At 59.1% G+C, this 7,068-nt stretch carries 8 protein-coding genes; 6 read left to right on the top strand and 2 right to left on the bottom strand.

From position 1 onward, the window contains the following. On the bottom strand, nt 1–391 hold a 391-nt coding region (locus FS320_RS34845; RefSeq protein WP_152713225.1), incomplete at its 3' end, for a helix-turn-helix domain-containing protein. A 485-nt stretch (nt 392–876) separates the two neighbouring features. Between FS320_RS34845 and FS320_RS34840 the strand changes: the two genes are divergently transcribed. The 6 genes from FS320_RS34840 to FS320_RS34815 all read left to right on the top strand — a co-directional run bounded on the left by FS320_RS34840 (nt 877) and on the right by FS320_RS34815 (nt 6,386). Continuing rightward, nucleotides 877–1,851 (top strand): Bug family tripartite tricarboxylate transporter substrate binding protein, encoded by a 975-nt coding sequence (locus FS320_RS34840; protein WP_152716955.1) that lies wholly within the window; start codon nt 877–879, stop codon nt 1,849–1,851. A gap of 119 nt (nt 1,852–1,970) precedes the next feature. Continuing rightward, nucleotides 1,971–2,999, top strand: a complete 1,029-nt coding sequence (locus FS320_RS34835; protein ID WP_152716954.1) for an amidohydrolase family protein — start codon at nt 1,971–1,973, stop codon at nt 2,997–2,999. 2 nt (nt 3,000–3,001) lie between these two features. Continuing rightward, nucleotides 3,002–4,600 carry an FAD-dependent monooxygenase gene (locus tag FS320_RS34830; protein ID WP_152716953.1) on the top strand — a complete coding sequence of 533 codons (1,599 nt, stop codon included), beginning with the start codon at nt 3,002–3,004 and terminating at the stop codon, nt 4,598–4,600. 487 nt (nt 4,601–5,087) lie between these two features. Beyond that, entirely contained in the window at nt 5,088–5,303 is a 216-nt protein-coding gene (locus FS320_RS34825) for a hypothetical protein (RefSeq protein ID WP_152716952.1), read from the top strand. A 276-nt stretch (nt 5,304–5,579) separates the two neighbouring features. Then, a complete protein-coding gene (locus FS320_RS34820; protein WP_152716951.1) occupies nt 5,580–5,951 on the top strand; it encodes a hypothetical protein in 372 nt (123 codons plus the stop codon). A 48-nt stretch (nt 5,952–5,999) separates the two neighbouring features. Continuing rightward, a complete protein-coding gene (locus tag FS320_RS34815; protein ID WP_152716950.1) occupies nt 6,000–6,386 on the top strand; it encodes a hypothetical protein in 387 nt (128 codons plus the stop codon). Here FS320_RS34815 and FS320_RS34810 read toward each other — a convergent pair. After that, nucleotides 6,378–6,737: a cupin domain-containing protein gene (locus FS320_RS34810; RefSeq protein ID WP_244627582.1), complete on the bottom strand. Its 360-nt coding sequence runs from the start codon at nt 6,735–6,737 to the stop codon at nt 6,378–6,380. The two genes, FS320_RS34815 and FS320_RS34810, sit on opposite strands and share 9 nt — an antisense overlap. Between the last annotated feature and the right edge of the window lie 331 nt (nt 6,738–7,068).

Raw genomic sequence — 7,068 nt, 5'->3', positions numbered from 1 at the left:
AGATCCGCTGCACGCTGGTGTGGGACAGGCCTGTGACAGCGGCCATCGAGCGCACGCTCCACTGCGTCGCTCGCGGCGGCTTCTCAGGCAGGGTCATGTCGACAACCCGCTGGATCACCGCGGCCGTCAGGGGCTTGCGCCCTGGCGGGCGGGTGGCGTCCTTGAGAAGCCCGTCGACGCCCGCCTGCGCATAGCGGCGGCGCCAGCGCCTCACCGTCAGAGTGCTCGTGCCGACGCGGCCGGCGACCTCGGTAGCGCGCAGGCCCTCACCAGCCAGCAGAACAATCCGAGCCCGCCAGACGACCTTCTGGGATGTGTTGCGGTCACCGACCAAGCTCTCCAAGCGATCTCGATCAGCGGCGGGAACCTCAATGCGTTCGATCTTGCCCATCAGAGCAGGATCGCACGTCGGATCGGATTTCGGAATCACTCGTCAGTGACAGAACACTAGTGTCTCAAGAGCAATGAAAATGCTGTCCTACTCGTAAGGAAGTCGAGGCGCTTGCCATGTACGATCCCGAGCCCGCGAGACCACTTCCAAATATTGCTAGTTCCAGTGTCAACGCTATTGGAACTACGACGACACTTTGTGACGGTGCGATGCGTTAATCCACGGCAGATCTTTTCCGTAGTACCCTAAGCGTGCTCATCGCTTCCACCGGAGAAGGCTTACTATAGAGATTGCGATGACCCCGTGTAAGCCCAAGGTCAGGGTTTCCGCCTCAGGTGATCTACTGGGTAGCAAGCCATTCTTCCGGCAATCTGCGGCCTTGTCTACGGGCTCAAGAACTCCATTCTCTTTACCCAGAGGGCATCGGAACAAACCGGCAACTGCGTGCCAACGCAGCCTCACAAAGATAAAATCGGAGGAAATCTATGGCGGTATTGTCGCGCCGGAGCCTGCTCGCCGCCTTGGCGATGTCGGCCGCCGTACCTGGCCTGCCCCAGGCTCAGGGCCTATCTGATCGGAACATCTTCATCATTGTCCCCTTCACTCCAGGCAGCGGGCCTGATGTGCTGGCGCGTATTGTCGGCGAGGAACTGCGCAAACGGTGGAACCAGCCCGTCATCATCGACAACAAGCCTGGCGCCAGCGGCAACATTGGTGCGGCAGCCGCGGCTCGTACAGAGCCTGATGGTCATACGATCCTGCTCAGCGTCAACACGTTCCTGATGAATGCAGCGCTCGCCAAGAGCCTGCCCTACGATCCCGTGAAGAGCTTCGAGCCGATCGTCGAACTCGCCACAGGCTCGCTTGTTCTGGCCGTTCATCCCTCGATCCCGGTGAAGAGCACACGGGACCTGATCGAGTATGCTAAGAGCAAGCCTGGCCAAGTCACTTACGCATCGCCTGGGCGTGGCACGCCGCAACATCTCGCGATGGAGCTGTTCAAACTCACTGCGGGCGTGGATCTTCGGCACGTCCCCTACACAGGTTCCGCCGGCGCCGTGAAAGATCTGGTGGGGGGCCATGTGGGCGCGATGTTCGTCCCGGTGCATACCGTGCTTCCGATGGCCGCTGAGAACCAAGTTCGTTTGCTGGCACTTGGAAGCGAGAAGCGCTCCACGCTCGCGCCAGATGTGCCGACCCTCGCGGAAGAGGGGGGCAGCGGCTTCGAGGTTGACCTCTGGTATGCCTTAAGCGCTCCAGCCGGCACGCCAAAGGATATCATTGATCGCTACAACAAGGTTGTGAACGAGATCCTGGCCTCGCCCGATGTCCGCGACCAGTTCGCCAAGCAAGGGCTTGTGCCAGTCGGCGGTTCGCCGCAGCAATTGGCTGCCCTCATCGAGAAGGATCTGCCCCGCTGGGCGAAAGTGGTCAAGGATGCAGGCATCTCTCTGGAGTAGGTGCCCAAACTGTTCCTGTGTGCATAGCCGATAAAGCAGGCCCTGAATTGGAGCGCCGTCCTCACTCACCGCTAAGACACCAGGCCTCCGTTCTATAAGGCATTTATGAGGAGATTTCGATGAAGCGGATCGATGCGTTCACGCACTTCTTTCCGAAAGGCTACTACGATCTGATGGGAGAAGTCGCGGGCCACATGGGAGACATGGTTCGCCGTGCTCGCGCGATCCCGGCGATCCATGATCTCGACGAGCGCTTCCGCGTGATGGACAAGTTCCCCGACTACGCGCAAGTTCTATCACTGCCGGCTCCGCCCCTGGAGATCATTTCGGGAGGCAATCCGGATACGGCCCTCGAACTTGCCAAGCGCTGCAATGATGGACTTGCGGAATTATGCGCCAAATATCCTGACCGCTTTCCCGCCTTTGTTGCCCAGACACCTCTTGCGACTCCGGACGCCGGCGTAGCGGAAACTCAGCGCGCCATCCGGGATCTCGGCGCGATCGGCACTCAGATCTACAGCAATGTGGCCGGCAAGCCGCTCGACCGGCCGGAATTCGAAGCTTTCTTCGCGGCCATGAACGAACTCCGCAAGCCCATATGGCTGCACCCGTCCCGAGGCGCGAACCATCCCGACTATCTCGATGAGAAGAAGTCGCTCTATGAGATCTGGTGGACCTTCGGCTGGCCCTACGAGACCAGTGTCGCCATGGCGCGGCTCGTCTTTTCGCAGACGCTCGACAAGTATCCGAACCTCAAGATCATTGCGCACCACCTCGGCGCCATGGTGCCCTATTTCGAAGGGCGCGTCGGCCCGGGGTGGGATCAGCTTGGCAAGCACACCTCCGACGAGGACTACTTCTCCCTCCTGAAGAGCCTGAAGAAGCGTCCGCTGGACTACTTCAAACAGGATTTTTACGCCGACACGGCCGTGTTCGGCTCAAAGGCCGCAACCATGTGCGGGCTCGAATTCTACGGCACCGACCATGTCGTGTTTGCATCCGACTGCCCCTTCGATCCCGAGCAGGGGCCTGGTTACATCCGCGAAACCCTCCAGATCCTGGAGGGTCTGGATTTATGCCAGGAGGATAAGGAAAAGATCTACTTCAGGAACCTGGAGAAGCTCACCGGGCATCGTTTCTCGAGCTGACAATGAGCAACGCAAGACAGGAAGACACGCAGGTCATCATCGTCGGGGGCGGCCCCGTCGGTATGGGGCTGGCGATCGAGCTCGGGCAACATGGAATCCACTGCGTTGTTGTCGAGCGCTACACGTCTCCGCAACCCATTCCAAAAGGGCAGAATCTAACCCAGCGGACGATGGAGCATTTCTATTTCTGGGGTGCGGAAAAGGACCTGCGGGCTGCGCGAACAATTCCACGCGACTATGGGATTGGAGGATTGACGGCGTATGAGACACTACTTGGAGGCTACACCTATGATTGGCTTCAGCGGGAACTCGTAAGGCCGTTCTATTTCACGGATAACGAGCGGCTGCCGCAATACGCAACAGAGGCAGTGCTCCGGCAGCGCGCCGCCGAGATCCCGCAGGTCAGCACACTCTATGGGTGGAGCGCTGAGGAGGTAAATCAGGATAGTAACGGCGTACATGTCGTCATCACGAAGCGTGACCAGGATGACCGCCGAATTCTGCACGCTCGGTACGTTGTCGGCTGTGACGGCAGCCGGTCCATGGTGAGGGAACAGAGTGGCGTCACCCAGACCCGCTCGGACCACGACCGGCTCATGGTCCTTCTGGTGTTCCGCTCCAAAGGTCTTCACCAGCTTCTGGAGCGCTTCCCTGGCAAGTCATACTACAATGTTCTTGATCCGGAACTGAAGGGATACTGGAAATTCTTCGGCCGTGTGGATCTCGGAACAACGTGGTTCTTCCATGCTCCGGTCCCACTTGGGACGACCAAGGATAACTTTGACTTCAGACAGTATCTTCATTCCGCAGTAGGGGCAGAGTTCGACGTGGAACTTGAGCACATCGGGTTCTGGGATTTGCGGGTTGCCACGGCAGATACCTACCGAAGAGGACGCATCTTCATTGCCGGTGATGCGGCGCACAGCCATCCACCCTATGGTGGCTATGGCATCAATACCGGTCTCGAGGATGCCGTAAACCTTGGCTGGAAGCTTGCTGCCATGGTGCAAGGTTGGGCCGGGTCTAGGCTCCTGGACTCTTACGACGAGGAGCGAAGGCCTGTCTTTCAGTCGACGGCACGGGACTTCATCGAGCGGGCCATCGCGGCTGACAGACAATTCCTGGACACATTCAGTCCAGATCGCGACCGAAGCACGTTTGAGCGTGAATGGCAGGCCCGTAGCTCCGGCGCAACGGCCGAGGTCAATGCCTTTGAGCCCAACTACCGCGGCTCCTCAATTGTGTGGGGAGACCCCGGAAGTGGCTGTAGGGCTCTCGGTTCACATAGCTTCGAAGCACGGGCGGGACATCACCTTGCACCTTTGCTTCTCTCGTCAGGTCGCAACGTCTTTGAGGATCTGGGTCAGGGCTTTTCTCTCTTGGGCCTGGACGTCCATGAAAGCACCCTGACATCCTTCGAAGTCGCCGCCAAGCAATTGGGCGTGCCGCTAAAGATCGTCAGGGATACCTGCGACGGCGGCCGCGAGCACTATCAGGCAAAGTTGATACTCATCCGCCCTGATCAGTTCGTTGCGTGGGCGTCCGATGACAGCGGCCCAAACGGAGCAGAGGTCCTGAGGCGGACTATTGGTGCAGGATAGCTGCGATCGGCCTTGCCACGGGAACAGCTGACGGATCCGATTGGTGCATGGAAGGGAACGGGAATACAGCCCTGATCTTCCCCCGAATGGGTGGACATCGGATTAGCTCGCTTTCCGCTCGGCCTGTTCGGGCGTGGGTGTTGCCATATCTGGAGGCTCCCTGCCGGCAAGGGTTTTGTTGAACGTGAGTGGGGAGCGCGCAAGGTTTGTGCAACAAACCGCGCCAAACAGGCCAAACTCGGAACGACACCATTGCGGCGGTATCGACTTTTTGGCATAATACACGACGACGCGACTAAAACTCGCAGAAGATCAAAGCCCTAACTACATAGCCCATTTCTCAGCCGATGATCAGTGCCGTCAGGCGACACACGCTTTTCTGGCGTGCGATTGCAGACAACGTTGAGGGATCACGCCAGGCAAGATCGGCGTCAAACCAGGCGCTGCCTGACCGGTGTTCTCCCTCCGTCCAACTTACCGAGGGTTGTTGAACGAACCTTGCGCGCTCCCCAAGAAGGATGACGAGCGCCTCCGGACTGGCAAAGCGAACGTGGACATCAACCGTGCCGCCCGGCTGGACGCCATCATTCTCGCCGATGCGGGATACCTCGATACGCTCTGGGGCGACGCGAAGCTGAGGGACAAGGCGTACAAGCCTATCCGGTGGGAGCCGCCCCGCCAGGCGGCATTAGCGTCCCGTTAAAGGCCAAGCCGCCATGGCGGCGGCCCGCTGGAGGTCGGCACCCACCATCCTCTCTCACCGTCAAAGCAGCTCTGGAGAGCATGCGGCTTGGTGGGCCGCTCTGCTGCTTTGGCATCTGTCCTCACTGATGAGCCAGGAGCCGTGTCGCGGAGGCGCGCCCTGAAACCCTTTCAGCGGTGACTGCCTCTCGGATCCTTATGCTCTCCAGGCTGCTGGAACCGAACCTAGGGTCGCCCGCTAGCGCCGCAGTGCGGGACTCTGGACAGCGAGGTTCCCATGCACGATGACGAGGACGATTATCGTCGTCGTACGGATCGATGGTGGCGCGATCTTGCACTCAACGTCTGGCTGAACGAGGACGGCATGATGCGCGGGATCGTTGCCCTGGGACCGGTGACGCCCGATGAATTCCTGGCGGTCGTCTCACGATGGCCAACCGCATTGCGGCCAATCACACCATCTACATTGCGCGACGAACTCTATGCGATTGTTCAGCCTTCGCGGTTTGCTTTTCCAGCATTGCCGCCCAGGCGATATCAAGGTCTGAAACTCACAATCGCGGCTCGACGCAACGCCCCGAAAACAATCTCTCCATCGAGCGAGAAAGCCGTTAACCGCTACTTCGACCCAATGCCCGCTCTCTTTTGAAAGTGTGAAAGGAATTCATGAAATATTGTACCCCAAAGCTGGTCTACTATGGGGCAGACTCTCGACCAAGCCATCAACATCATCTGTCGCCGCAAGCTCCTTAATTGCGAGCCCGAGAACCAACCTGTCCGGGGCCTCATATTTCAAGATGAGAACGACCTGATCGCCTGTGCGCTCACTTTCAACGATGACATCGAGATTGAAGGTACCCTCGTGATTATGCCTCCCGTGTTGAGGAGTGAAGTTGAGGCCCTTGTTGAGCAGATGAGTATGGAGGACCGGGTCGCGTGGATCGAGCTACTTGGGATGCGGTTCTGGGATAGCGATGATGAGCGTGCATTTAATGAGGAACTGGATGCCGTCTGGAGGCGGTCCTCGACGGCCGCACCATCGAGACTGGAGCCCCAGGCGGAGCCTCCTTGCCTCTCACGATAAAGGCGGGCCGATGAGTTCTATACCAAACTGACGGCAGGTGCGGGCGAGGGCCTTGGCTTGCTCGGGTGTCGGCGGACCAGACGGATCGGGCAGCCCATGACGCTCGGCAGGACGGCCAAAAGCACGGATGAAGTTCTCGAACTCGCCTCGGGTGATCGTAAGCATCCGGGCCTCAGCCGTCTCGACCCGGTAGGTGTGAGGAATCCCCTTGGGCGTCAGCAGCGTCTCCCCGACACGGGCGCGGCGCTCCTGATCCCCAACCCGGTAGCGCACCTCACCTTCAAGTACGTGGAAGATTTCGTCCTCGTCATGATGGATGTGTAGAGGTGGCGAGTCCCCCCTGTCGGGCATGATGCTCAAGAACCGAGATGCCGTCTGATCCGTCCCGTGCAGAGACCCGGATGGTAACATGGGTGTTGAGGAACCAGAGGTTTCGAGGATCAGTCGCGTCGTCCATTCCTGTGCTCTCCTTAGCAGCACACTCCCGAACAAGCGTATCGGTGCCGCGACGCTGAACAAGGGAAATTCCGGGATCAGGCAGTCCGTTGCTTCCGGTGTAGTAGCTGGAACTTGATCTGACATTTGGCGTCCGAGAGTTGGTCGGGCTCATCTGTCCGATGATGTTTTCAAGCGGCGATCATCTTCTCCTTCGCTAACGGGATTGCATCGAGGAAGGTCTGCA

The organism is Microvirga tunisiensis, from assembly GCF_009296175.1.
Classification (GTDB): Bacteria; Pseudomonadota; Alphaproteobacteria; order Rhizobiales; family Beijerinckiaceae; genus Microvirga; species Microvirga tunisiensis.
The sequence above is the reverse complement of the archived record's forward strand: the minus strand, read 5'-3'. Positions and strand labels throughout refer to the sequence as shown.